This window comes from Micromonospora haikouensis, assembly GCF_000876225.1.
GTDB classification, from domain to species: domain Bacteria; phylum Actinomycetota; class Actinomycetes; order Mycobacteriales; family Micromonosporaceae; genus Micromonospora; species Micromonospora haikouensis.
On record NZ_JXSX01000003.1, the window covers coordinates 2,347,209 to 2,370,258 of the forward strand.

The 23,050-nt window shown below is 73.1% G+C and carries 23 protein-coding genes and 2 riboswitches; of the genes, 14 read left to right on the top strand and 9 right to left on the bottom strand.

Annotated elements, in window-relative coordinates; translation table 11 throughout:
* Positions 1-27: 27 nt before the first annotated feature.
* Together TK50_RS31350 and gcvP are read left to right on the top strand one after the other, a co-directional pair.
* The gene (locus TK50_RS31350; RefSeq protein ID WP_043969123.1) at positions 28-912 is read left to right on the top strand and encodes an NAD-dependent protein deacetylase; all 885 of its coding nucleotides are present in this window, start codon (positions 28-30) and stop codon (positions 910-912) included.
* A gap of 58 nt (positions 913-970) precedes the next feature.
* Positions 971-1,069: riboswitch (glycine riboswitch) on the top strand.
* 76 nt (positions 1,070-1,145) lie between these two features.
* The gene (gene gcvP, locus TK50_RS31355; protein ID WP_043969124.1) at positions 1,146-3,968 is read left to right on the top strand and encodes an aminomethyl-transferring glycine dehydrogenase; all 2,823 of its coding nucleotides are present in this window, start codon (positions 1,146-1,148) and stop codon (positions 3,966-3,968) included.
* A gap of 165 nt (positions 3,969-4,133) precedes the next feature.
* Here gcvP and TK50_RS31360 read toward each other — a convergent pair whose 3' ends face one another.
* Positions 4,134-4,334 (bottom strand): DUF5999 family protein, encoded by a 201-nt coding sequence (locus tag TK50_RS31360; RefSeq protein WP_043969126.1) that lies wholly within the window; start codon positions 4,332-4,334, stop codon positions 4,134-4,136.
* Between the two features lie 147 nt (positions 4,335-4,481).
* On the opposite strand from TK50_RS31360, the gene TK50_RS31365 reads away from it, so the two are divergent.
* Together TK50_RS31365 and def are read left to right on the top strand one after the other, a co-directional pair.
* Positions 4,482-5,654 (top strand): chorismate-binding protein, encoded by a 1,173-nt coding sequence (locus TK50_RS31365; RefSeq protein WP_043969127.1) that lies wholly within the window; start codon positions 4,482-4,484, stop codon positions 5,652-5,654.
* Between the two features lie 9 nt (positions 5,655-5,663).
* Complete coding sequence (gene def / locus TK50_RS31370; protein WP_043969128.1) at positions 5,664-6,167, top strand: peptide deformylase; 504 nt, start codon at positions 5,664-5,666, stop codon at positions 6,165-6,167.
* Between the two features lie 93 nt (positions 6,168-6,260).
* Here the strand turns inward: def and TK50_RS31375 are convergent, their stop codons facing one another.
* Positions 6,261-7,031, bottom strand: coding sequence for a GNAT family N-acetyltransferase (locus TK50_RS31375; protein WP_043969644.1), 771 nt, complete (start codon positions 7,029-7,031; stop codon positions 6,261-6,263).
* 8 nt (positions 7,032-7,039) lie between these two features.
* The gene (locus TK50_RS31380; protein WP_043969645.1) at positions 7,040-7,390 is read right to left on the bottom strand and encodes a winged helix-turn-helix transcriptional regulator; all 351 of its coding nucleotides are present in this window, start codon (positions 7,388-7,390) and stop codon (positions 7,040-7,042) included.
* A gap of 102 nt (positions 7,391-7,492) precedes the next feature.
* On the opposite strand from TK50_RS31380, the gene TK50_RS31385 reads away from it, so the two are divergent.
* A complete protein-coding gene (locus tag TK50_RS31385; protein WP_043969129.1) occupies positions 7,493-8,104 on the top strand; it encodes a malonic semialdehyde reductase in 612 nt (203 codons plus the stop codon).
* Between the two features lie 172 nt (positions 8,105-8,276).
* On the top strand, positions 8,277-9,056 hold the full coding sequence (locus TK50_RS31390) for an endonuclease/exonuclease/phosphatase family protein (protein ID WP_043969130.1): 780 nt from the start codon (positions 8,277-8,279) through the stop codon (positions 9,054-9,056).
* Here the strand turns inward: TK50_RS31390 and TK50_RS31395 are convergent.
* Together TK50_RS31395 and TK50_RS31400 are read right to left on the bottom strand one after the other, a co-directional pair.
* The gene (locus TK50_RS31395; protein WP_043969646.1) at positions 9,053-9,937 is read right to left on the bottom strand and encodes a bifunctional 5,10-methylenetetrahydrofolate dehydrogenase/5,10-methenyltetrahydrofolate cyclohydrolase; all 885 of its coding nucleotides are present in this window, start codon (positions 9,935-9,937) and stop codon (positions 9,053-9,055) included. The genes TK50_RS31390 and TK50_RS31395 overlap by 4 nt on opposite strands.
* A 14-nt stretch (positions 9,938-9,951) precedes the next feature.
* Positions 9,952-10,028: riboswitch (ZMP/ZTP riboswitch) on the bottom strand.
* Between the two features lie 26 nt (positions 10,029-10,054).
* On the bottom strand, positions 10,055-11,062 hold the full coding sequence (locus tag TK50_RS31400; protein WP_043969131.1) for a tyrosine-type recombinase/integrase: 1,008 nt from the start codon (positions 11,060-11,062) through the stop codon (positions 10,055-10,057).
* A 690-nt stretch (positions 11,063-11,752) separates the two neighbouring features.
* Here TK50_RS31400 and TK50_RS31405 point away from each other — a divergent pair.
* Positions 11,753-12,082, top strand: coding sequence for a TraR/DksA family transcriptional regulator (locus TK50_RS31405; RefSeq protein WP_043969132.1), 330 nt, complete (start codon positions 11,753-11,755; stop codon positions 12,080-12,082).
* 73 nt (positions 12,083-12,155) lie between these two features.
* Here TK50_RS31405 and TK50_RS31410 read toward each other — a convergent pair whose 3' ends face one another.
* Complete coding sequence (locus tag TK50_RS31410) at positions 12,156-12,884, bottom strand: SDR family NAD(P)-dependent oxidoreductase (RefSeq protein ID WP_043969133.1); 729 nt, start codon at positions 12,882-12,884, stop codon at positions 12,156-12,158.
* Positions 12,885-12,991: 107 nt separating this feature from the next.
* On the opposite strand from TK50_RS31410, the gene TK50_RS31415 reads away from it, so the two are divergent.
* Both TK50_RS31415 and TK50_RS31420 read left to right on the top strand, forming a co-directional pair.
* The gene (locus TK50_RS31415) at positions 12,992-13,453 is read left to right on the top strand and encodes a peroxiredoxin (RefSeq protein ID WP_144420446.1); all 462 of its coding nucleotides are present in this window, start codon (positions 12,992-12,994) and stop codon (positions 13,451-13,453) included.
* 66 nt (positions 13,454-13,519) lie between these two features.
* The gene (locus tag TK50_RS31420; protein ID WP_043969647.1) at positions 13,520-14,233 is read left to right on the top strand and encodes a hypothetical protein; all 714 of its coding nucleotides are present in this window, start codon (positions 13,520-13,522) and stop codon (positions 14,231-14,233) included.
* Positions 14,234-14,331: 98 nt separating this feature from the next.
* Here the strand turns inward: TK50_RS31420 and cydB are convergent, their stop codons facing one another.
* Positions 14,332-15,330 carry a cytochrome d ubiquinol oxidase subunit II gene (gene cydB, locus TK50_RS31425; protein ID WP_043969136.1) on the bottom strand — a complete coding sequence of 333 codons (999 nt, stop codon included), beginning with the start codon at positions 15,328-15,330 and terminating at the stop codon, positions 14,332-14,334.
* Positions 15,331-15,344: 14 nt separating this feature from the next.
* Complete coding sequence (locus TK50_RS31430; protein ID WP_199486228.1) at positions 15,345-16,754, bottom strand: cytochrome ubiquinol oxidase subunit I; 1,410 nt, start codon at positions 16,752-16,754, stop codon at positions 15,345-15,347.
* 188 nt (positions 16,755-16,942) lie between these two features.
* Between TK50_RS31430 and TK50_RS31435 the strand changes: the two genes are divergently transcribed.
* The 4 genes from TK50_RS31435 to TK50_RS31450 all read left to right on the top strand — a co-directional run bounded on the left by TK50_RS31435 (position 16,943) and on the right by TK50_RS31450 (position 20,743).
* Complete coding sequence (locus TK50_RS31435; protein WP_043969139.1) at positions 16,943-17,716, top strand: lysophospholipid acyltransferase family protein; 774 nt, start codon at positions 16,943-16,945, stop codon at positions 17,714-17,716.
* Between the two features lie 79 nt (positions 17,717-17,795).
* Positions 17,796-18,563 (top strand): glycerophosphodiester phosphodiesterase family protein, encoded by a 768-nt coding sequence (locus tag TK50_RS31440; protein WP_043969648.1) that lies wholly within the window; start codon positions 17,796-17,798, stop codon positions 18,561-18,563.
* An 18-nt stretch (positions 18,564-18,581) separates the two neighbouring features.
* A complete protein-coding gene (locus TK50_RS31445; protein ID WP_043969140.1) occupies positions 18,582-19,970 on the top strand; it encodes an MFS transporter in 1,389 nt (462 codons plus the stop codon).
* Positions 19,971-20,023: 53 nt separating this feature from the next.
* The gene (locus TK50_RS31450; protein WP_043969141.1) at positions 20,024-20,743 is read left to right on the top strand and encodes a thymidine kinase; all 720 of its coding nucleotides are present in this window, start codon (positions 20,024-20,026) and stop codon (positions 20,741-20,743) included.
* An 18-nt stretch (positions 20,744-20,761) separates the two neighbouring features.
* On the opposite strand, the gene TK50_RS31455 is transcribed toward TK50_RS31450, so the two are convergent.
* The gene (locus TK50_RS31455) at positions 20,762-21,220 is read right to left on the bottom strand and encodes an Rv0361 family membrane protein (protein WP_043969142.1); all 459 of its coding nucleotides are present in this window, start codon (positions 21,218-21,220) and stop codon (positions 20,762-20,764) included.
* 93 nt (positions 21,221-21,313) lie between these two features.
* Here TK50_RS31455 and TK50_RS31460 point away from each other — a divergent pair, with 93 nt between their 5' ends.
* Positions 21,314-23,047, top strand: a complete 1,734-nt coding sequence (locus TK50_RS31460; protein WP_063838638.1) for an acyl-CoA dehydrogenase family protein — start codon at positions 21,314-21,316, stop codon at positions 23,045-23,047.
* Positions 23,048-23,050: the final 3 nt, after the last annotated feature.

A 23,050-nucleotide genomic window follows, 5' to 3' on the forward strand; every position in this document is an offset into this window, starting at 1 on the left:
CGCCGACGCGACGCACGCCGAGGCAGCATGGACGACGTGACGCAGACGATCGACGCGGTGGCGGGCCTGCTCACCGGCGGTGGTGTCGTGGTGCTCAGTGGCGCCGGCCTGTCGACGGACTCGGGCATCCCCGACTACCGGGGGCCCAGCGGCGTGGCCCGCCGGCACACCCCGATGACGTTCCAGGCGTTCACGCAGGACCCGGCGGCGCGGCGCCGCTACTGGGCGCGCAGTCACCTGGGGTGGCGCACGATCGCCCGGGCGGCGCCCAACGACGGGCACGCCGCGGTGGCCCGGTTGCAGCACGCCGGCCTCGTCGACGCGGTGATCACGCAGAACGTCGACGGTCTGCACACGGCCGCCGGGTCGACGCCGGTGGTGGAGCTGCACGGGAGTCTCGACGCGGTGGTGTGCCTCGACTGCGGCGACCGCACCGCCCGCGAGGAGCTGGACCGGCGGCTGCGGGAGGCGAACCCGGGGTTCTCGGCGGCGGTGGCGGCGGTCAACCCGGACGGTGACGTGAACCTGCCCGACGCGCAGGTGGCCCGGTTCCGGCCGGTGGACTGTGAGTGGTGTCGCACCGGCATGCTGAAACCGGACGTGGTGTTCTTCGGGGAGACGGTGCCGCCGGCGCGGGTCGCCGCGTGTTTCGACCTGGTGCAGCGGGCCCGGGCGGTGCTGGTGCTCGGCTCGTCGTTGACGGTGATGTCGGGGCGCCGGTTCGTGATCCGGGCGGCGAAACGGGGCATTCCGGTGGCGATCGTCAACCAGGGGCCCACCCAGGGCGACGGGTACGCCACCGTGCGTGTGGACGCCCCGCTGGGCGTGGTGCTGCCGGAACTCGCCGACCGCCTCACCCCCCGCGCGCCCCTGGCCGCGTCGGGCGCCGACGCCGGGGTTACGCGCGGGTGATCCCCGCCGGGGACGACATCCGCCGGAAACGGTGGCGCTGGTAGCGTGGTCGGTGCCGGTACCCCGCGTGGGAGAGACCGCCCGAGTTGTTCGGGGCGGCGCCGAAGGGGCAGCTTCCTCCCCGGAACCTCTCAGGCAGAAGGACCACGTGGGCAGGCACTGTGGAGCGCCCTGCCCGGGGTGCGACTCAGGGGGAGGCCGACCTGTCGACCTCACCCCGGGGAGCGCCGCCCATGACCGCAGAGCAGTTCGCCGCCCGCCACATCGGCCCCGACGGCGACGACGAGCGCCGCATGCTCGACGTCGTCGGCTACGACTCGATCGACGAGCTGATGGATGCGGCGATCCCCGAGGTGATCCGCTGGCACGGCACCCTGGACCTGCCGGAGCCGGCCAGCGAACACGACGCCCTCGCGCAGCTGCGCGAGATCGCCGGCCGCAACACCGTCGCCGTGTCCATGATCGGCTTGGGCTACCACGGCACGCACACCCCGGCGGTGATCCGCCGCAACGTGCTGGAGAACCCGGCCTGGTACACGGCGTACACGCCGTACCAGCCGGAGATCAGCCAGGGCCGGCTGGAGGCGCTGCTGAACTTCCAGACGATGGTGACGGACCTGACGGGGCTGGCCACGGCGAACGCGTCGATGCTCGACGAGGCCACGGCCGCGGCGGAGGCGATGACCCTGGCCCGTCGGGCGTCGAAGTCCCGCAGCAGTGTGTACGTGGTCGACGCCGACGCGTTGCCGCAGACCGTCGCCGTGATCACCAGCCGGGCGCAGCCGTTGGGCATCGAGGTGCGGGTGGTGGACCTGGACGCCGACGAGCTGCCGGGGGAGTTCTTCGGCCTGCACCTGCAGTACCCGGGGGCGTCGGGGGCCGTACGCGACCACACGCCGCTGGTCGAGGCGGCCCACGCGGCCGGGGCGCTGGTGACGGTGGCGGCGGACCTGCTGGCGTTGACGCTGCTGCGCGCGCCGGGGGAGATCGGCGCGGACATCGCCGCCGGCACCACCCAACGGTTCGGGGTGCCGATGGGCTTCGGTGGCCCGCACGCCGGCTACCTGGCGGTGCGCGCCGGCCTGGAGCGGATGCTGCCCGGCCGGCTCGTCGGGGTGTCCCGCGACGCCGCCGGCAACCCGGCGTACCGGCTGGCGTTGCAGACCCGCGAGCAGCACATCCGGCGGGAGAGGGCGACCAGCAACATCTGCACCGCGCAGGTGCTCCTGGCGGTGATGGCCGGCATGTACGCCGTCTACCACGGCCCCGACGGGCTGCGGGCGATCGCGCGGCGTACCCACGCCATGGCGGCGCGGCTCGCGGCCGGGTTGCGCGCGGGCGGGGTGGGCGTCGCGGACGTCGCGTTCTTCGACACGGTCGTGGCGACCGTGCCGGGCCGCGCCGCGCAGGTGGTCGCCGACGCGCAGCGGCGGGGGGTGAACCTGCGGCTGGTCGACGCCGACCGGGTGGGGGTCTCGTGCGACGAGACGACCACCGCGGCGCACCTGGCGGCGGTGTGGACGGCGTTCGGGGTGCCCGCGTTCGACGGCGCCGTCGACGCGGCGTGGCCGGCGGGGTTGGCGCGCACGTCGGCGTTCCTGACCCACCCGGTGTTCGGCGCGCACCGTTCCGAGACGGCGATGCTGCGCTACCTGCGGCGGCTGGCGGACTTCGACTACGCCCTGGACCGGGGCATGATCCCGCTGGGCTCGTGCACGATGAAGCTGAACGCGACCACGGAGATGGAGCCGGTGAGCTGGGCGGAGTTCGCCCACGTGCACCCGTTCGCGCCGCCGTCGCAGACGGCCGGCTACCGCGAGCTGATCGCCCAGTTGGAGGGGTGGCTGGCGGAGGTGACCGGCTACGACGCGGTCAGCGTGCAGCCCAACGCCGGGTCGCAGGGGGAGCTGGCGGGGCTGCTGGCGATCCGCGCCTACCACGCCGACCGGGGGCAGGGGCACCGCGACGTGTGCCTGATCCCGTCGTCGGCGCACGGCACGAACGCCGCGTCGGCGGTGATGGCGGGGATGCGGGTGGTCGTGGTGGGCTGCGACGACGACGGCAACGTCGACCTGGTCGACCTCGACGCGAAGATCGACAAGCACCGGGACGCGCTCGCGGCGATCATGGTGACGTACCCGTCGACGCACGGGGTGTACGAGACGGGCATCGCGCAGTTGTGCGCGAAGGTCCACGACGCCGGCGGCCAGGTGTATGTCGACGGGGCGAACCTCAACGCCCTCGTCGGGTTCGCCAAGCCGGGCCGGTTCGGCGCGGACGTGTCGCACCTCAACCTGCACAAGACGTTCTGCATTCCGCACGGCGGCGGCGGGCCGGGGGTGGGTCCGGTGGCGGTGCGGCAGCACCTGGCCCCGTTCCTTCCCGGCGACCCGTGCGGCGACGGCGGCGACGGCCGGCCGGTGATCTCGGCCGCCCGGTACGGGTCGGCGGGGATCCTGCCGATCCCGTGGGCGTACCTGCGGATGATGGGCGCGGCGGGCCTGACCCGGGCCACGGGGGTGGCGGTGCTCGCCGCGAACTACGTGGCGGCGCGGCTGCGGGAGCACTTCCCGGTGCTGTACGCGGGCAACAAGGGCCTGGTGGCGCACGAGTGCATCCTGGACCTGCGGCCGGTGACGAAGGCCGCGGGGATCAGCGTCGACGACGTGGCCAAGCGGCTCATCGACTACGGGTTCCACGCGCCGACGATGTCGTTCCCGGTGGCGGGGACGCTGATGGTGGAGCCGACCGAGAGCGAGGGCCTGGCCGAGCTGGACCGGTTCTGCGACGCCATGATCGCCATCCGCGCGGAGATCGACGCGGTGGCGTCGGGGCGGTGGCCGGCCGGCGACAACCCCCTGGCCAACGCGCCGCACACGGCGGCGATGGTGTCGGCCGACGAGTGGCCGCACCCGTATCCGCGGTCGGTGGGTGGCTACCCGGTGGGCGTGGACCGGGCCGGGAAGTACTGGCCGCCGGTGCGGCGCGTCGACGGCGCGTACGGCGACCGGAACCTGGTCTGCTCGTGTCCCGCGCCGGAGGCGTTCGAGGACTGAGCGCCGCGGGCGCGCGGGGGAGTGGCGCGGTTCGAATGCCTGCGCGCGACGCCGGGGCGGTGCACGTGGCCGCCCCGGCCGGTGCGTCGACCTGGGGAGGGCGGCCCCGGCAGCGGGGACTAGCCTGAGGTCGACGTGTGCGTCAGGTTGACGCTGGGTGAACGGTCAGGCCACGAGGGCGTGTCGGGCGGGGCCGCGGTGGGGGGCGATGGTGCTGCCGTCGGGAAGGAGCTCGCCGGTGTCCTCGAAGACGATGACACCGTTGCAGAGCAGGCTCCAGCCCTGCTCAGGGAAGCAGGCGATGATCCGGGCGGCTTCCCGGTCGGTCGCTTCGGCGGAGGGGCAGGTGGGTTGGTGCTGGCACATCGGGTTCTCCGGACTGTGGGGGCACTGTGTCATGGTTCACATGACCAGTGACGCACAGTACCAAGCGACAGTGAGCCGCATCGAGCAGGTTCACGCCATGTTGCCGGGAAATCCACTGAACGGACGAGGCGGAATGGGCCGGACGGCGTGGAAGCGCTCCCACTGAGGCGGGTTGACGCCCCCGCCGCCCCCGCGCGCTGCCGCGACCGCCTCGCCGAACGCGACCGCCTCGAATGGCGCCTCACCGACGGCGGTGACCCCGCCGCCCTCGCCCAGGACTTCCTCACCGCCCACGGCCTCGGCGCCGACGACCTCACCCGCCCCGCCACCCACCACCGCCCCGACGGCCCCTGCGGCGCCGCCCTCTACCTCTCCGCCGCCGCAGCCGCCACCATGACCGCCGCCGCACCCGGCGCACCCACCCCCGCCCCCGCCCTGCCCGACCTCGCCGTCGTCGTCTACGACCACACCGCCACCGGCCCCACCGGACCACCACCACCCGAGAGCACCTGGTGGGTCGGCGACTGGACCCCCAGCTGGACCCCCCACCAACACGCCGCCGCCGTCACCGCCGTCCGCGCCGCCATCGGCCGCGGCGACGTCTACCAGACCAACCTCGTCGGCCACGCCGCCGCCCCCTACACCGGCAACCCCCACCCCGCCCTCGCCCGACTAGCCCGCCTACCCGGAGCCCGCTACGGCGGCACCCTGCACGGCCCCGGCTGGGCCATCGGCTGCGCCTCCCCGGAAACCCTCATCGCCGTCGAAGCCGGCCGCCTCGTCACCCGCCCCATCAAAGGCACCCGCCCCGCCACCCCCGCCGGCCGCACCGAACTGCTCACCTCCGCCAAGGAACGCGCCGAACACATCATGATCGTCGACCTGGAACGCAACGACCTCGCCCGCGTCGCCGCCACCGGCACCGTCACCGTCGACGAACTGTTCGCCGTACGCCGCTGGTGCGACCTGTGGCAGGCCGAATCCACCGTCTCCGCCGCCCCCGCCGACGGCCTCGGCCTCGCCGACCTGCTCCACGCCATCTGCCCCGGCGGCTCCGTCACCGGCGCACCCAAACTCGCCGCCTGCGACGTCATCGCCGCCTGCGAACCCGTCGGCCGCGGCGCCGCCATGGGCGCCCTCGGCTGGATCGCCCCCGGCCACCTCGACCTCGGCCTCACCATCCGCACCGCCGCCGCCGACGCCCACCACCTGCACACCTGGGCCGGCGGCGGCATCACCTGGGACAGCGACCCCGACGCCGAAGTCGCCGAAGCCGCCGCCAAGGCCCACCCCGTCCGCGCCGCCCTCACCAACCGATAACCTGATCACATGACGATGCGGCCCATCCGGATCATCGGCGACCCGGTGCTACGCGCCGCCTGCGAGCCGGTCACCACCTTCGACGCCGACCTCCGCGCCCTGGTCACCGACCTCATGGACACCCTCCTCGGCGCCCCCGGCCGCGCCGGCGTCGCCGCCAACCAGATCGGCGTACCCGCCCAGGTCTTCGTCTACGACGCCGACGGCCACCGCGGCCACATGATCAACCCCACCCTGGAACTGTCCGACGAAACCCAGGACGACGACGAGGGCTGCCTGTCCATCCCCGGCCTCTACTTCCCGACCCCCCGCGCCCTGCACGCCACCGCACACGGCTTCGACCAGCACGGCGAACCACTCACCATCTCCGGCAGCGGATTCCTCGCCCGCGCCCTGCAACACGAGACCGACCACCTCCACGGCCGCCTCTACGTCGACACCCTGCGCGGCGACACCCGACGCAAGGCCCTGCGCGAAATCCGCGCCGGCCGCTTCGACGCACCCCGCCGCTGACGGCCACCGCCCGGTCGACACACCGGCGCCACCCGCGGGCGGCGACCGGGCGGGGCGTCATCGCGGTGTTGTCGCTGGCCGACCGCAGCGCCCTCAGCCCAACCGGGCCGTCAACGTGTACTCCCCGTACTCCGCCACCGCCGTGAACCCCAACCCCCGGTACAGGCGCAACGCCGCCACGTTGTCGCCCCGCACGTTCAACGTCACATGCTCCACCTCACCGACCAACCGCCCACACAACGCCGCCACCACCGCCGCACCCAACCCCCGCCTCCGAAACCCCGGATGCGTCGTCACGTTCCCCAACGCCGCCACCTGCCACGTCGGCGAATACACGTGCACCCCCGCCACCGCGACCAGCGCACCACCCCGACGCACCCCCACGTACCGGCCCGTGTCGAGCATCCGCGCGTCGAACCAGTTCCCCGGATACGCCGCCGCGTACAGACCCCGCAACTCCGGCAGGTCCGCCACCGTCAACGGCCGCCCCTCGGCCACCACCCCCGCCAACCGGGCCCGATCCGTCAACGCCATCTTCACGTGCCCCACCCCACCACCGACGTCGAACCCGCCACCCAACGCCGCCACCAGGCCCGGCGACAGATGCGCGTGCAGCCGCGCCGGCAACACCGGCGTCAGATCCGTCAGCAACCCCGCCAACTCCGCCCGCCCACCCGGCCCGGCCAACGCCAACAGCGTCGGCGGCACCGCACCGTGATACAGCAACGCCACCTGCCTACCACGACGAAACCACGACGTGTACGGCCAGAAGAAGTCGTCGAGATCACCCAACTCGTACGCGTGCAACGCCGGATCCCGACCCAGCAGCCGACCCAACAACCCCCGGTCGCGCTCGGCACGCACCAACCCGTTCAGCGGCACCCCTCGGCCGGCAGATTCTCGTGCGCCCACCGCGCCAACGCGTCCAACGCCGGCAACACCGCCGCACCCCGCTCCGTCAGCTCGTAACTGACCCCCACCGGCGGACCCTCCCGCACCGTGCGACTGACCAGCCCCACCCGCACCAACTCACCCAACCGGTCCGACAACACCGACTCGCTGATCCCCGGCAACGCCCGCGCCAACTCCGCGAACCCCGCCGGCCCCAGCCCCAGCGTCCCCAGCAACACCCCGTTCCACCGCTTGCCCAGAAACGCGAACGCCCGCGTCAGACCCCGGTCACACACACGGGGAGCCTCGTCGGCGGGGGAGCGCAGCGTCATGACCCCAGGATACGTGGCACCCACCACGACCACAGCAGCTTCGAAAAAGCTAGCTGCTACCGTAGGCGCAGCAACAACCCCACACCCCTGCTGGAGGACACCATGACCGACACCACCACACCCCTGATCACCCTCCACCCCGACGCCCAAGCCCAACTCTTCACCGACGCCCGCACCGCCAACACCTTCACCGACGAACCCGTCACCGACGAACACCTGCACGCCATCTTCGACCTCGCCAAGTACCCACCCACCGCCGCCAACACCCAACCCCTACGCGTCCTCTACATCCGCCCCGGCGACGCCCGCAACCGCCTCCTCACCCACATGGCCGAAGGCAACCGCACCAAGACCGCCACCGCCCCCGTCGTCGCCGTCCTCGCCGCCGACACCGACTTCCACGACCACATCCCCCGCATCTTCCCCATCCGCCCCGAACTCCGCGACGGCCTCGCCGCCGACCCCGCCGCCCGCGACACCATGGCCCGCTTCAACGCCACCCTCCAGATCGCCTACTGGCTCCTCGCCGTCCGCGCCGCCGGCCTCGCCGCCGGACCCATGGCCGGCTTCGACGCCGCCGGCGTCGACCGCGAATTCTTCGCCGACAGCAGCTGGCGCTCCCTGCTCGTCGTCAACATCGGCAAGCCCGGCCCCGACGCCTGGTTCCCCCGCCTGCCCCGCCTCGACTACGACGACGTCGTCCGCCACGCCTGACCCACCCCGGGTCGGCGCGCACCCCGCGCGCCGACCCGGCACCACCCCTCACCGACCCCGACGCCGCCGCAACCACACACCCACCCAACCCACCGCCACGAACACCACCATCGAACACACCAACACCCTCAGCACCCCACCACCCTCCCCTCACCCACGTAAGCTGCACAGAGTGCGCCTGGCCACCTTCAACCTGCTCCACGGCCGATCCCTCACCGACGGACTCGTCGACCCCCACCGACTCACCACCGCCGTCGCCGCCCTCGACGCCGACGTCCTCGCCCTCCAAGAAGTCGACCGCGACCAAAGCCGCAGCGGCAACCACGACCTCACCGCCATCGCCGCCCACGCCCTCCACGCACCCCAACACCGCTTCGCCGCCGCCCTCGTCGGCACCCCCGGCGAACACTTCCGCCCCCTCCGCCACGACGACGACGGACACGGCGAACCCCGCTACGGCATCGGCCTCATCACCCGCCACCCCGTACGCACCTGGCAGGTCACCCGCCTCAAACCCGCCCCCGTCCGCTCACCCGTCTACATCCCCGGACCCGACGGCGGCCTCCTCCTCCTACAAGACGAACCCCGCGTCGTCCTCGCCGCCGTCCTCGACACCCCCCACGGCGACATCACCGTCGCCGCCACCCACCTCTCCTTCGTCCCCGGCTGGAACGCCCACCAACTCCGCCAAACCGTCCGCGCACTCCGCGCCCTACCCGCCCCCCGCATCCTCCTCGGCGACCTCAACCTCCCCGCCACCCCCGCCCGCCTCATCTCCGGCTGGACCCCCCTCGCCCGCCGCCCCACCTACCCCGCCACCCACCCCCGCATCCAACTCGACCACATCCTCGCCGACCGCCACCTCCGCCACCGACTACCACCCGTCACCGCCACCGCCACCCCCCTCTCCACCATCTCCGACCACCGCCCCCTCCTCGTCGACCTCGGCTAACCACCCACCGCCCGCCGCACCGCACCCACCGCATTACGGAACAACATCGCCACCGTCGTCGGACCCACCCCACCCACCCGCGGCGTGATCGCCCCCGCCACCCGCGCACACGACGGATCCACATCCGGCAACAACCGCCGCCCCGCATACCGCACCCCACCACCCACCACCACCGCACCCGGCCGCACATGCTCCGGCCGCACGATCCCGGGCACCCCCGCAGCCGCCACCAACACCTCCGCCCGACGCGCAAACCGCGGCCAATCCGCCACCCCCGTGTGCACCACCGTCACCGCCGCATTCGTCGTCGACCGCTTCTGCGCCAACAACATCGCCAACGGCCGCCCCAACGTCGCACCCCGACCCAGCACCACCACCTCCCGACCCGCCACCGACACCCCGTGAAACGCCAACAACGCCTCGATCCCCGCCGGCGTACACGGCACCGGCCCCGGCAACCCCAACGCCAACCGCCCCAGATTCACCGGATGCATCCCATCCACATCCTTGTCCGGATCCAGCACCTGCAACGCCCGCCCGTAATCCAGCCCGCCCGGAACCGGATGCTGCACCAACACCCCGTGCACCCCACGGTCGGCATTGAAATCCTCGATCACCCGATGCAGATCCACCTGCGACGCCGACGCCGGCAACCGCACATGCGGCGACACGAACCCCAACTCCGCCGCCTGCCGCTGCTTGATCCGGATGTACCCGGCACTCGCGTCGTCGTCACCGACCAGCACCGTTGCCAACGACGGCGTCACCCCCGCCGCCCGCAACGCGACGACCTCCGCCGCCACCTCACCCAACACCCGATCCGCCACCGGCCCACCCGGCAACAACCGAGCCACACCCACGGAATCCATCGAAGAGGACATGACACCACCCCGCCCGCAGGGGCCCAGGCGGACGACCCCCACGACGAGCTCCCCGATGGTCAAACCCATCCCCGGTGCCGCCAGTCGCGTACCACCCCATCCTGCCCCACCCACCCCTCACCCCAGGTCCCCCCGCGCCGCCACCAACCCCCCCAACACCCGATTCGTACGGTTCGACCGCACCGCCGCCCGCTGCTGACCCGCCGTCACCTCGATATACGTCTGCGACGACGCCAACGACGCATGCCCCAACAACCGCATGATCTCCGCCGCGCTCGCCCCGTCCTCCGCCAACCGCGTCGCGAACGTGTGCCGCAACGCGTGCAACCGCGCCCCCCGCGGCACCCGATCGGCCACCCCCGCCCGCCGATAACAGGACTCCACCAGATACTGCAACCCACCCCGCCGCAACGGCTCACCCTGCCGATCCACCAGCAACGGCGACTCCGGCCGCACCGACCGCGACCCGAACCGCCGCGCCCGACTCTCCAGATACGCCACCAGCACCCCGTCCAGCTCCGGCTCGACCGGCACCACCCGCGGCCGACCCCCCTTGCCCGCCACCTCCACCCGACGCTCACCCGGCCGCCCCGCCAGCGACGCCACCCGCAGCGCCAACAACTCCGACAGGCGCAGCCCCGCACACAGCGCCAACGCCAACACCGCCACGTCCCGCTCCGGCCACGGATCACGCTGCCGACCGTCCTCCCGGGACACCGCCGCGAGCAGCTGCTCCGGGGTGTCCTCACCACGCAGCGGCTTGGGCTGGGGGAGCGGGGCGCGGGGACGGCCCACCGCCGGCATCGGGTTGCCCGCCACCACGCCCTCCGCCACCAGGAACGAGAAGAAGCTGTTCCACGTCGACCAGGCACGGTGCACCGACGCCACGGCGCGGGGCGCGGCGAACCGGGCGAACGCGGCCCGCATGACCCTGGGGGAGAGGGCGGCGACGGGCAGCGCCTCGGGTGGCAGGACCGGGGTGACGACCTCCGCCGCCAGCGCCGCCACCGCCCGCAGGTCCCGCCGGTACGCCGCGAGGGTGTGCGGGGACGGCTTGCGCGTCGCCAGGGCGGTCAGGAACTCCTCGACGAGGCTCGTGACTGATTCGTCCTGTTTGTCATGCATAAGGGATATTATGCATGATCCTCGGGTTCGCGGCGACCCGCCGCGAGAGGGGAGCGGGACGACCTGCCCGGCCTGGTCGACACGGGAACCGGCATTGGCGCTATCGGAGGCGTCGGTCGGTCCCGGCGCGCGAGAGCCACGAAGACGTCTCCGCCGGGCCGGGACGCAGCGGCCGGTCCTGCATGGGACCCGGCGAGGATGATCACCGGGCCCGAACGGGTGAGCCGACGGCGACCGGGCGCGGGACGGGGCGACCGGCGGGGTGCCAGCCGGCGGCTGCCGGCGGCCCGCCCGGCGCAGGGCTCGACCCCTCTCGGAGGAGCCCCCGACCGGTCAACTTGACATAATGTACATTATCGAATCACCACGGGGCCGTCTCGTTTACCGTTGGCTTCCCCTTCATGATCACCCTATGCTGGTCCGATGTACCCGCTGTCGACCTGTCCGCCCGCCGTCACGTCGGTGACGCGGGCGCGCGTCGCGCGCGGTGCGGTCGTCCCGGCCGCGTCGGTCGTCGTCTGCCAGGCGAGCGCGGTGGTGACGTACGGGCTGCCGAGCCCGACCGGCCGTGGCCCTCCGGCGGCGGTCCCCTCCCCGAAACGACCGCCAGGGCGAAGCCGTAGAGCTTCGGCCCTTTTTCTTTTCCCGGGCTTCTCAGCGTTCCCGGGTTTCTGATCGGAAGGATCGACCATGAGTCTGGATCATCGCACCGTCGACCAGCAGTGGCTGGCCGAGCTACGCGTGTCGCTGGCGGACGAGTTCGCCACGCAGACGGCTCGGCTCAGGGAACTGACCGAGCTCAACGCCGACACGGGCGACCCGGGCGAGGCGCACACCCGGGCGGCGCTGGTCGTGGCCGCCCGGCGCGGCGTCGAGCAGGTCGCCGATGCGTTGCGGCGCATCGACGAGGGTGGGTACGGCGTGTGTGAGAGGTGCGAGCGGGCGATTCCGGTGCAACGGCTGGAGGTGGTGCCGTACGCCCGCTTCTGCGTGCCGTGCCAGGAGAAGTCGGCCGGCTGACGGGTGCGGCGGGCCGCCATCCCTCGACGGGGTGGCGGCCCGCCGCCGTGTGGGTGGGTGGCGGGCCGCCGGGTCAGAGGCCGCCGGAGACGCGTAGGACGGTGCCGGTGGCGTAGCTGGCTTCGGGGCTGAGTAGCCAGGCGATGGCGGTGGCGATCTCGTCGGGTTCGCCGGCGCGGCCGAGTGGGATGCGGCCGGCGGCGGTGTCGGCGCGGTCGGGTGCGCCGGAGAGGGCGTGCAGGTCGGTGCGGATGATGCCGGGGGCGACGCCGTTGACGCGGATGCCGTGGGGGGCGAGTTCCTTGGCGAGGCCGACGGTGAGGGTGTCGGTGGCGGCTTTGGCGGCGGCGTAGTGGACGTACTCCCCTGGGCTGCCGAGGGTGGCGGCGGCGGAGGAGACGTTGACGATGGCGCCGCCGCGGGTGAGGCGGCGGGCGGCTTGTTGGGCGCAGAGGACGTACCCGATGAGGTTGACGTCGACGACGTGGCGTAGGTCTTCGGCGCGCAGGTCGGTGAGGGGGCCGATGGGGCTGGTGACGCCGGCGTTGTTGACCAGGCCGGTGAGGGGGCCGAGGGTGGCGGCGGTGTCGAAGAGGTGGGTGACGGCGTCGGGGTCGGTGGTGTCGGCCTGGACGGCGATGGCGTTGCGGCCGGTGGCCTGGATGTCGGCGACGACGCCGGTGGCGGCGGTGTGGTCGCGGCGGTAGGCGATGGCGATGTGGTGGCCTGCGTGGGCGAGGCGGCGGGCGGTGGCGGCGCCGATGCCGCGGCTGCCGCCGGTGACGATGGTGACGGGTTGCATCGGGTGCTCCTCCCCCGGTTGTGGTGGTGACGTTACCGGTGGGGTGGGGGCGTTGGCGGGTGTGATCGCTTACGCTGCCGGCGTCGGTTCGTGGCGAGGGGGTTGTGGTGGCGGGTGTGCGGGTCGGTGACCTGGTCGAGGATTTCGAGTTGCCGGACGAGACGGGTGCGCCGCGGCGGTTGTCGGAGTTCCTGGCGTCGGGGCCGGTGGTGTTGTTCTTCTATCCGGCGGCGATGACGCGGGGGTGTACGGCGGAGAGTTGTCATTTCCGGGATCTGGCGGCGGAGTTCGCGGCGGTGGGTGCGCAGCGGGTGGGGATCAGTCGGGATGCGGTGGAGCGGCAGGCGGAGTTTTCGCGGTTGCACGGGTTCGACTATCCGTTGTTGTCGGATGTCGACGGTGTGGTGGCGCGGCGGTTCGGGGTGTTGCGGCGGTTGCCGTTGGGGCCGTTGAGTACGCGGCGGATGACGTTCGTGATCGGTGTGGATCGGCGGGTGGTGGAGGTGGTGCACAGCGAGTTGGGGATGAACGAGCATGCGGATCGGGCGTTGCGGGCGTTGGGGGGTTGATCTTCGGGGTGTCGGTGTGGGCTGGTATCAAGGCAGGATCAAACAGGTGTACGGAAGAGGGTTGTGATGGTTGCCGCGGGCCAGGGTTTGTCCACTGACGAGGTGCAGAGCATCCGGGAGGCGTTGGCGGCGGGCCGGAAGCCGAGGGTGGTGTTCACCTCGTCGGCTGGTCAGATCGCCGGTCAGGTGGGTCAGGTGGTGGAGTTGACGGATCCGGCGGTGTCGGACGAGTTCGTGGTGGTGCGGTTCGGGCGGGACGAGTTGCCGTTCTCCCCCGCTGATGTGGCGGTGGCGCCGCGGGGGGCGGGTCGGAAGGCGGCTGCGGTGTCGGTGGAGGCGCAGCCGGAGCCGGAGCCTGAGCCGGTGGTGGAGCCGGAGTTCGTGTTGGACACGCCGCGGGTGCCGGCGCAGCGGCGGGAGGAGCCGAGGGTGGAGCAGGAGCAGGAGCTGGCGGAGGCGAAGCCGGCGCGTAGGCCGGTAAAGGCGGCGAAGGTGGTGAAGCCGAAGGGGCCGGCGGGGTTGACGGTGACGTTGGCGTATGCGGATGGTGAGTGGACGGTGGCGGCGCAGCAGGGTGCGAAGGCGTTGGCGAAGCCGTATGTGGTGAAGCCGGCGGAGGCGTTGCGGATGGTGGCGTTGGTGGATGTTCCGGGGGTGCAGGAGGCGGTGGAGCAGATTCTGGCGGCGGAGCGGGCGGAGGCGGAGCAGCAGGCGGAGAAGTTGCGGGCGGAGTTGGCGGAGATCGAGGCGCGGTTGGCGGAGTTGCGCGAGGCGGGTTGATTGGTGTGTCTCCCCGCCCCCGTCGCTGTGTGCGGCGGGGGCGGTTTTGTGTGCGAGGGCCGGCGCGTGGGGAGTCGCGCCGGCCCCGGGGTGGGTGGTCAGTGGGTGGGGATGTGGGCGATGCCGATGCGCTTGCGGAAGACCCAGTAGGTCCAGCCTTGGTAGGCCAGGACGATGGGGGTGAAGATGACCGCCACCCAGGTCATGATCTTGAGGGTGTAGGGGGTGGAGGCGGCGTTGGTGGCGGTGAGGGTGCCGGCGGGGTCCAGTGTGGAGGGCATGACGTTGGGGAAGAGTGCGGCGAAGAGGGTGGCGACGGCGAGGGCGATGGCGAGGGCGGTGCCGGTGAAGGCCCAGCCTTCGCGGCGGGCGCGGGCGGCGGTGAGGCCGGCGAGGAGGGCGATGGCGGCGCCGGCGGCGAGGGCGATGGCGGCGGTGCTGGAGCGGATGGTGAGCGTCCAGCCGAGGAAGGCGACGGCGGCGACGGCGGTGCCGGTGCCGAGTTTGAGGGCGAGGTTTCGGGCGCGGTGGCGGATGTCGCCGGTGGTCTTGAGGGCGAGGAAGACGGCGCCGTGGGTGAGGAAGAGGCCGAGGGTGGTGAGGCCGCCGAGGAGGGCGTAGGGGTGGAGCAGGTCGGTGAGGCCGCCGACGTATTCGTGGTCGGCGTCCAGGGGTACGCCGCGGAAGATGTTGGCGAAGGCGACGCCCCACAGGACGGCGGGGATGGCGGAGCCCCAGAAGATGGCCTGGTCCCAGCGGCGTTTCCAGGTGGGTTCGGGGCGCTTGTGGCGGTATTCGAAGGCGACGCCGCGGGCGATGAGGGCGAGCAGGATGAGCAGCAGGGGCAGGTAGAAGCCGGAGAAGAGGGTGGCGTACCACTCGGGGAAGGCGGCGAACATGGCGCCGCCGGCGGTGATGAGCCAGACCTCGTTGCCGTCCCAGACGGGGCCGATGGTGTTGATGAGGACGCGGCGTTCGCGGTCGTCGCGGCCGAGGACGGGTAGGAGCATGCCGACGCCGAAGTCGAAGCCTTCGAGGATGAAGTAGCCGGTGAAGAGCACGGCGACGAGGAGAAACCAGATGGTGGTGAGTTCCACGGTGGGGCTCCGGGTCAGTAGGCGAAGGCGAGCGGGCGCTCGGTGTCGTCGTCGGTGGGTTCGGGTTCGGGGGTGAGGTCGGGTACGCCGGCTTTGGCGTAGCGGAGGAGGAGTTTGAATTCGATGACGGCGAGGGTGGCGTAGATGAGGGTGAAGGCGGTGAAGGAGGTGAGGACTTCGGTGAGGGAGACGGTGCGGGAGACGCCGTTGCGGGTGAGCATCTCGCCGAAGACGATCCAGGGTTGGCGGCCCATTTCGGTGAAGATCCAGCCGAAGGAGTTGGCCAGCAGTGGCAGTACGGGCATGGCCAGGCCGGCGCGGAGCAGCCAGCGGCTGGTGGGGGTGCGGCCCTTGCGTTGGCTCCAGAGGACGAGGAGGGCGATCGCGGCGGCGGCGAGCCCGAAGCCGATCATGAAGCGGAAGCTCCAGTAGGTGACGGGGATGATGGGGGCGTAGTTGCCGGGGCCGTACTGGGTGGCGTATTGGGCTTGGAGGTCGTTGATGCCCTGGACGGTGCCGTTGGGGTCGCCGGTGCCGAGGAACGACAGCAGGTAGGGGATCTTGAGGGCGAAGACCTCGCGGCTGCCGTCGAGGCTGCCGACGGTGAGCACGGAGAAGGAGGCGGGGCTCTCGGTGGTGTAGAGGCCTTCGGCGGCGGCCATCTTCATGGGCTGCACCTCGGTCATGATCTTGCCTTGGATGTCGCCGGTGAGCAGGACGAGGGTCGAGGAGATCAGGACGACCCAGGAGCCGAACTTCGTGGCGAAGCGGTAGGCGCCGGTGTCGGCGCTGCCGCGGTTGCGCATCACGTGCCAGAGGCCGACGGTGACGACGAGGGAGCCGGCGACGAGGAACGATCCGGCGAGGGTGTGCGGGAAGGTGACGAGGGCGACCTTGTTGGTGAGGACGGCGACGAAGTCGGTGAGTTCGGCGCGGCCGCTGTCGGGGTTGATCCGGTAGCCGACGGGGTTCTGCATGAACGAGTTGGCGGCGAGGATGAAGTAGGCCGACAGGTTGGTGCCGATGGCGGCGGCCCAGATCGCGGCGAGGTGCAGTCGTTTGGGCAGCCGGTCCCAGCCGAAGATCCACAGGCCGATGAAGGTGGATTCGAGGAAGAACGCGACGAGGGCTTCGATGGCCAGGGGTGCGCCGAAGATGTCGCCGACGAAGCGGGAGTAGTCGCTCCAGTTCATGCCGAACTGGAATTCCTGGACGATGCCGGTGACGACGCCCATGGCGAAGTTGATGAGGAAGAGTTTTCCGTAGAACTTGGTGAGTTTGAGGTAGCGCTCGTTGCCGGTGCGGTGCCACATGGTCTGGAGGATGGCGACGAGTACGGACAGGCCGATGGTCAGCGGCACGAACAGGAAGTGGTAGACGGTGGTGACACCGAACTGCCAGCGGGCGACGTCCAACGCGTCCACCTGGAACCCCCAGCCTTTCATACTACGAGACGTAGTAGATACTACTCGTCGTCGTAGACGGTTCGGCAGGGGCGGAGGTCCCGACCGGGCCCGGGACCAATGACCTTGATCACCTCGGCCGGGCGGCCCCCGCAGGCGCACTCCCCTGTCCCCCGGGCCTGGCGTGGGCGTGCGACCATCGACCGCTGATGGACACGCCCACCGCCCGCTGGCGCCCGCCCCTGATCTGGCGCGGCGCCCAGCTGCTCGCCCGCGCGGTCGTCGGCGCCCTGGCCCGCCTCGAGGTCACCGGCGACGTGCCCGACGGGAGACGCCGGGGGCCGCTGATCCTGGCGGCCAACCACCTGAGCCCCTTCGACCCGCTCGTGCTGGCCGCCGCCTGCCGCGCCCGCGGCGTCTCCCCCCGGTTCATGGCCACCGGCGGGTTGTTCCGCGCCCCGCTGCTGGGGGCGGCGATGCGCCGCGCCGGGCACCTGCGCGTCGACCGGGGCACCGCCGCCGTGCACCGGGCCCTGGACGACGCGGCGTGCGCCGTGGCCGCCGGGTCGGTGATCCTGGTGTATCCGGAGGGCCGCATCGGGCTGGACCCGGGCCTGTGGCCCGAGCGCGGCAAGACGGGCACCGCCCGGCTAGCCCTGGCCAGCGGCGCGACCGTGGTGCCGGTGGCCCAGTGGGGCTCGCACGAGGTGCTGCCGTACCGGGCGCCGAAGGGCATGCTGCGCGCGGTGGCCCGGGCGGTGTGGCGGCGGCCGGTGGTGCGGGTGCACTTCGGCGACCCGGTCGCGCTGGGCGACGTCGCCGCCGACGCGCCGGGCGCGGCCCGGCGGGTCACCGACCGGATCATCGACGCGATCACCGACGCCCTGGTGCCGCTGCGCCCCGACGAGCCCGACGTGCCGCGCCACGTGGACCCGGGCCGTCCCGTCGACACCTCCCGGGCGCACCGCCGCCGGCTGCCCTGACGCCCCTGACGCGTGGGTGTGGCGGGCCGCTCACCTGCCGGTCATCCGGCGTCGGCCCCGGCGGGGCATACTGCCGGGCGTGCCCTCCCCCTCCGCCTACCTCGACGCGCCCGCGCCGCTGGCGTTCGCCCACCGCGGCGGCGCGGCCCACGGCGACGAGAACACCGCCGAGGCGTTCGCCCGCGCGGTCGGCCTGGGCTACCGGTACGTCGAGACCGACGTGCACGGCACCGTCGACGGGGTCGCCGTGGTGTTCCACGATGCGACCCTGCGGCGGGTCACCGGGCAGCCGGGGCGCATCGCGGATCTGCGCTGGGCGGACCTGGCGTCGGTGCGCGTCGGCGGGGCCGCCGTGGTGCCCCGCCTCGACGACGTCCTCGGCGCGTGGCCGCAGGTGCGGTTCAACGTCGACGTGAAGGCCGACGGGGCGATCGCGCCGACCGTCGCCGCGCTCGAGCGGGTCGCCGCCGGCGACCGGGTGCTGCTGGCCTCGTTCAGCGACGCCCGGCTGGCCCGGCTGCGGGCGGCCACGCACGGGCGGGTCGCCACGGGTCTGGGCGCGCGCGGGGTGGCCCGGCTGCGGGTGGCGTCGCTGCACGGGCGGCCGGTGCGGCTGCACCCGTCGGTGGTGGCGGTGCAGGTGCCGCCGCGCTACGGCCGGCTGCCCGTGGTCGACCGCCGGTTCCTGGCGTACGCGCACGGGCTGGGGTTGCACGTGCACGTCTGGACGATCGACGAACCTGCCGAGATGCACGAGTTACTTGATCTTGGTGTGGATGGCATCATGACCGATCACGTCGGCGTGCTGCGCGACGTCTACCGCAGCCGCGGCCACTGGGCCGCCTGAGATCGGCGGAGGAAACCGATGGCCGAGACGGTCACCCCCGACGTGGCGACCCCGCCGCCTGCCAGCACCGCCCGCGAGCGGCGCGGCTGGTACCTCTACGACTGGGCGAACTCGGCGTTCCAGACGACCGTCATCACCGTGTTCCTCGGCCCGTTCCTGACCACCGTCACCGAGCTGGCCGCCGGCTGCGCGCTGGGCGCCGAGCGCTGCGACGGGTACGTGCACCCGCTGGGCATCCGGGTCGCCGCCGGCTCCTACTACCCGTACCTGATCTCCCTGTCGGTGTTCCTGACCGTGTTCGTGCTGCCGGTGGTCGGCGCGGTGGCCGACCGGTCGGCGCACAAGAAGCGGCTGCTGGGCACGGCGGCGTTCACCGGCGCGGGCGCGACGATCGCGTTCGCGTTCGTCACCGGCGAGCGGTACCTGCTCGGCGGGGCGCTGTTCCTGGTGGCCAACATCGCCTTCGGCGCGGCCGTGGTGGTCTACAACTCGTTCCTGCCGCAGCTGGGCGGCCCCGACGAACGCGACGGCATCTCCAGCCGCGGCTGGGCCATCGGCTACCTCGGCGGCGGGCTGCTGCTGGCCGCGAACCTCGTCGCGGTGACCATGCTCACCGAGGAGGGCAACCCGCAGCGCACCCTGGACCTGGCCCGCTGGTCGATCGTGTCGGCCGGCGTGTGGTGGGCGGCGTTCACCCTGGTGCCGCTGCGTTGGCTGCGCGAGCGCCCGCCCGCCGCCGCGCCGGCCGGCGGCGGCAACGTGCTCACCGACGGGTTCCGGCAGCTCGGCCGCACCCTGCGCGAGGTCAAGGCGTACCCGTTGACGTTGTTCTTCCTGCTGGCGTTCCTGGTCTACAACGACGGCATCCAGACCGTGATCACCCTCGCCAGTCAGTACGGCACCGAGGAGCTGAAGCTGGGGCAGAGCACCCTGATCACCACCATCCTGCTGGTGCAGTTCCTCGCCTTCGGCGGCGCCCTGGCCCTGGGCGCGCTGGCCCGGCGCATCGGGGCGTGGAAGACGGTGCTGCTCAGCCTCGTGCTGTGGACCGGCGTGATCATCGCCGCGTTCCGGCTGCCCGCCGAGGCGCCGCTGCCGTTCATGATCCTCGGTGGCTGCATCGGGCTGGTCCTCGGCGGCAGCCAGGCGCTGAGCCGGTCGCTGTTCAGCCAGCTCATCCCCGCCGGCAAGGAGGGCGAGTACTACGGCTTCTACGAGATCAGCGACAAGGGCACCAGCTGGCTCGGGCCCCTCGCCTTCGGGCTGGTGTTCCAGCTCACCGCCTCCTACCGGGTGGGCCTGGTCTCCCTGCTGATCTTCTTCGTGGTCGGGTTCGCGTTGCTGGCCGCCGTGCCGATCCGCCGCGCGATCGTCGCCGCCGGCAACACCCCGCCGAGGGTGCTGTAGGCCGACACGCACCCGACTGATCGGCGGTGCTCGATCGGCTAGGCTGCCCCGACGTGACCGACGACGCCGCTGCCACCCCGATCTGCCTGGCCCGGCCCCTACCGGGCCCGGACGACGACCCCCGCCGCGGCTGCGCCGCGACCCGGGGCGCCGACGGCCGGCCGCTGCACGCCGCCGCCCTGCGGTTCTTCTGGGGGCCGATGGACTGCGGCAAGTCCACGATGGCCCTGCAGATGAACCACAACCACGCCCGGCAGGGCCGCCGCGGCCTGGTCACCACCCGCATCGACCGGTCCCTGGGCCCGCAGGTCACCACCCGCATCGGCCTGGCCCACGCTGCGATCGAGGTCACCGACGGCCTCGACCTGCGCGACCTGGTCCGCGACGCCTGGGCCGACGGGGTACGCGTGGACTACCTCATCTGCGACGAGGCGTCCTTCTACAACCTGGAACACATCGAGCAGATGGCCGACCTCGTCGACAACGACGACGTCGACGTGTACGCGTTCGGCCTGGCCACCGACTTCCGGTCCAGCCTGTTCCCCGCCGCCCGGCGGCTGTTCGAACTCGCCGACTCCGTCGCCCGCATCCAGGTCGAGGTGCTGTGCTGGTGCGGCCGCGAAGGGCTGCTCAACGCCCGCGTCATCGGCGGCCGGGTCGTCCGCGAAGGCGAACAGGTCGTCATCGGCGACACCGTGGACACCGCCGACGTGCGCTACCAGGTGCTGTGCCGGCGGCACTACCGCGCCGGTGAGCTGGGCCCCCGCGACTGACCCGCCGGCGGCAGCGCCTCAGAACGGGTCACCGCAGACCCGCCACCGGCCGTCCTCCTTCACCATCGTCACCGTGCGGTCCTCGCCCGCGCCGCCGTCGCGGGTCAGCCGTGCCCGCACCGTCCCGGTCGGCCGGCCCCCCTTGGTGCGCACCGACACGTCGACGATCTCGTAGCCGGTGACCACCGGCGGCGTGCGCACCCAGCCGGCGAAACCGACCGCGCTCCACCGGCTGCGCGACTGCGCGCACAGCCGCTCGTAGGCCCGCTCCACGTCGCCCGCGGCGACCTCCCGCAGGAACCCGTCGGCGCCGTCGCGGACCTGGTCGCCGGCACCGGCCAGCATCTGCACGTTCCACGCGCCCAGCCCGGCCACCCCCACCAGGCACAGCCCCAACCCCGCGCCGGCGGCCAGCAGACCGGTGCGTGCCGGCCGGCCCCGCCGCGCCGGCCGCGTCCACGGCTGCTCACTGCCCATCACGTCGACCGTAGGCCCACCCGCCGCCGCCGCGCAGGCACTCGCCCCGGGTCGCCCCGCCCGGCCGCATCGTCTACGGTCGGCGGCACACGGATGGCAACCCGCGGAGGCGAGGCGACGATGACCCGTTACGTGCAGCCGGTGCCCACCCCCGACGACCCGTACACCGGTGACCGGCTGCTGCGGTCCTGGCTGCGCCGCCTGCTCGGCCCCGCCGGGCACGACGCCGCGCAGCCCCGGCTGGTCGACCTGGCCGCCGACGTGGCCGGGTCGCTGCGCGCCGCGCACGCCGACGCCGAGGCCCACCCGCCGGTCCTGGTCCGCTACGACGGGTGGGGCGCACGTGTCGACCGCATCGACACGTCCGCCGGCTGGCAGGCCCAACGCGCCGCCGCCGCCCGCCACGCCGTGGTCGCCCTGCCCTACCAGGCGTCCGCGCGGCAGCGGTGGGGAGCCGGCGCGCGGGTCGTCCAACACGCCCTGCTGCACCTGTACGGGCCGGAGTCGGCCACGTTCTCCTGCCCGGTGGCCATGGCCGACGGCGCGGCGGCGCTGCTGAGCCTGCCCGACGTCGACGCGACCGTGCGCGACGCGTGGCTGCCCCGGCTGACCTCCACCGACCCCGACACGGCGATCGTGTCCGGGCAGTGGATGACCGAGTCGCAGGGCGGCTCCGACCTGTCCGGGTCCGCCACCGTCGGCCGGCCCGCCGCCGACGGGTCGTGGCGGCTCACCGGCCAGAAGTGGTTCTGCTCCGCCGCCGACGCGCCGATGGCGGTGGCCCTGGCCCGCCCCGAGGGCGCCGGTCGGGGCAGCCGCGTGCTCGCCCCGTTCCTGGTGCCCCGCTACGCCGCCGACTCGCCCCTGGCCGGGGTCACCGCCGCCGCCGGCGCACCCGCCCCCGGCGTCACCGTGCACCGGCTCAAGGACAAGCTGGGCACGTGGGCGCTGCCGACCGCCGAGATCGGCCTCACCGACGCGTACGCGCTGCCGCTGGGCGACCCGGCGGTGCCCGGCCTGGCCCGGGCGATGACCCTGGTGGTGGTGACCCGGGTGCACAACGCCGCCGCCGCGGCCGGCGGGATCCGCCGCGGCCTGGACTACGCCCGCGCCTACGCCACCGCCCGCGCCGTCGCCGGGGGACGCCTGGCCGACAGCCCGCTGCACCGGGCCACCCTCGGCGCGCTCGCCGTCGACGCCGCCGCCGCGTTCGCCCTGGCCGGGCACGCGTTCGCGCTGCTCGGCCGCGTCGAGACCGACGCCGACGTGGACGCCGCCGCCGAGCTGCGGGTCGTCGCGCCCCTGGCGAAACTCGCCACCGGCCGGCTCGCCGTGGCCTGCGCCAGCGAATACGTGGAGGCGTTCGGCGGCGCCGGGTACGTCGAGGACACCGGCGTGCCCCGGCTGCTGCGCGACGCGCAGGTCCTGCCGATCTGGGAGGGCACCACCAACGTGCTCGCCCTGGACGTGCTGCGCGCCGTCGCCCGCGAGAACGCCGACGCGCCCCTGCTGCGCCGCCTCGCCGCCGCCGTCGACCTGGCCCGGCCGCTGTCGCCGGCCCTGGCCGACACCCTCGCCGACGTCACCGGCCAGTTGACCGCCGCCCTCGCCGACGTCACCGCCGACCCGCGCGCCACCGACGTCGTCGCCGGCGCCCGCGCGCTGGCGTTGCGCCTGGCGGCGGCGCTGACTTGCGCCCTGCTCGTCGAACACGCCGCGTGGGGCGACGAGCAGGCCCGTGTCGCCGCCGAGCTGTGGGCGCGGCGGCGGCTGCGCCACGACGACATCTCCGCCGACGCCCACCGCCACCTCGACCTGCTCTGCTGACGG

Excerpts from the sequence above, each read along its gene's own strand:
- TK50_RS31350 (WP_043969123.1), top strand. The coding sequence starts at position 28 with ATGGACGACGTGACGCAGACGATCGACGCGGTGGCGGGCCTGCTCACC.
- gcvP (WP_043969124.1), top strand. The coding sequence starts at position 1,146 with ATGACCGCAGAGCAGTTCGCCGCCCGCCACATCGGCCCCGACGGCGAC.
- TK50_RS31360 (WP_043969126.1), bottom strand. The coding sequence starts at position 4,334 with ATGTGCCAGCACCAACCCACCTGCCCCTCCGCCGAAGCGACCGACCGG.
- def (WP_043969128.1), top strand. The coding sequence starts at position 5,664 with ATGACGATGCGGCCCATCCGGATCATCGGCGACCCGGTGCTACGCGCC.
- TK50_RS31380 (WP_043969645.1), bottom strand. The coding sequence starts at position 7,390 with ATGACGCTGCGCTCCCCCGCCGACGAGGCTCCCCGTGTGTGTGACCGG.
- TK50_RS31385 (WP_043969129.1), top strand. The coding sequence starts at position 7,493 with ATGACCGACACCACCACACCCCTGATCACCCTCCACCCCGACGCCCAA.
- TK50_RS31395 (WP_043969646.1), bottom strand. The coding sequence starts at position 9,937 with ATGTCCTCTTCGATGGATTCCGTGGGTGTGGCTCGGTTGTTGCCGGGT.
- TK50_RS31400 (WP_043969131.1), bottom strand. The coding sequence starts at position 11,062 with ATGCATGACAAACAGGACGAATCAGTCACGAGCCTCGTCGAGGAGTTC.
- TK50_RS31405 (WP_043969132.1), top strand. The coding sequence starts at position 11,753 with ATGAGTCTGGATCATCGCACCGTCGACCAGCAGTGGCTGGCCGAGCTA.
- TK50_RS31410 (WP_043969133.1), bottom strand. The coding sequence starts at position 12,884 with ATGCAACCCGTCACCATCGTCACCGGCGGCAGCCGCGGCATCGGCGCC.
- TK50_RS31420 (WP_043969647.1), top strand. The coding sequence starts at position 13,520 with ATGGTTGCCGCGGGCCAGGGTTTGTCCACTGACGAGGTGCAGAGCATC.
- TK50_RS31435 (WP_043969139.1), top strand. The coding sequence starts at position 16,943 with ATGGACACGCCCACCGCCCGCTGGCGCCCGCCCCTGATCTGGCGCGGC.
- TK50_RS31445 (WP_043969140.1), top strand. The coding sequence starts at position 18,582 with ATGGCCGAGACGGTCACCCCCGACGTGGCGACCCCGCCGCCTGCCAGC.
- TK50_RS31455 (WP_043969142.1), bottom strand. The coding sequence starts at position 21,220 with ATGGGCAGTGAGCAGCCGTGGACGCGGCCGGCGCGGCGGGGCCGGCCG.
- TK50_RS31460 (WP_063838638.1), top strand. The coding sequence starts at position 21,314 with ATGGCAACCCGCGGAGGCGAGGCGACGATGACCCGTTACGTGCAGCCG.